The sequence below is a fragment of the Burkholderia sp. BCC1977 genome (assembly GCF_905339595.1).
In the GTDB taxonomy this organism is placed as follows: domain Bacteria; phylum Pseudomonadota; class Gammaproteobacteria; order Burkholderiales; family Burkholderiaceae; genus Burkholderia.
The window spans coordinates 1-490 of sequence record NZ_CAJPGQ010000173.1; the positions used below are offsets into that span (position 1 = coordinate 1).

1 protein-coding gene is annotated in these 490 nt (G+C 60.6%); it reads right to left on the reverse strand.

What is annotated here, in order from left to right; genetic code table 11:
- Nucleotides 1–448: transposase (locus U5771_RS35330; RefSeq protein ID WP_322028202.1), on the reverse strand; the 448-nt coding region annotated here is incomplete at its 3' end.
- Between the last annotated feature and the right edge of the window lie 42 nt (nucleotides 449–490).

Here is a 490-nt window from a genome sequence, read left to right on the forward strand (position 1 = left end):
TGATGTGCACCGCCAGCAGATGGCCCAACGTGTCGACGGCCATATGCACTTTGCTACCGCGTTTGCGTTTGTAGCCGTCATATCCCGCGCGTGGACCACTCTCACACGTCGATTGCAACGTCCGCCCATCGAGAATCACCGCGCTGGGTTGGCCCTGACGCCCCTGTGCGACACGAATGATCGAGCGCAGATCGTCGGTCATCGCCTCAAAGCAGCCTGCACGCAACCATCGTTGGGTCTGCTGGTACGCGGCCTCCCACGGCGGGAAGTTCGTCGGCAACAGCCGCCACGGTGCGCCTGCACGGGCCAACCAGCGCAACGCGTTGTAAAGCTCGCGCAGCTCGTACTGCCGTTGCGGCGCCTCTTCCTTCATCAGCGTCAGATACGGCACGACGAAGCTCCATTCTTCGTCCGTTACGTCACTCGGGTAGGGTCTGCGTTTTTCCATCTCCCTTGGACGGTTCTGCAAAGGAAAAGTGCATAACACGCT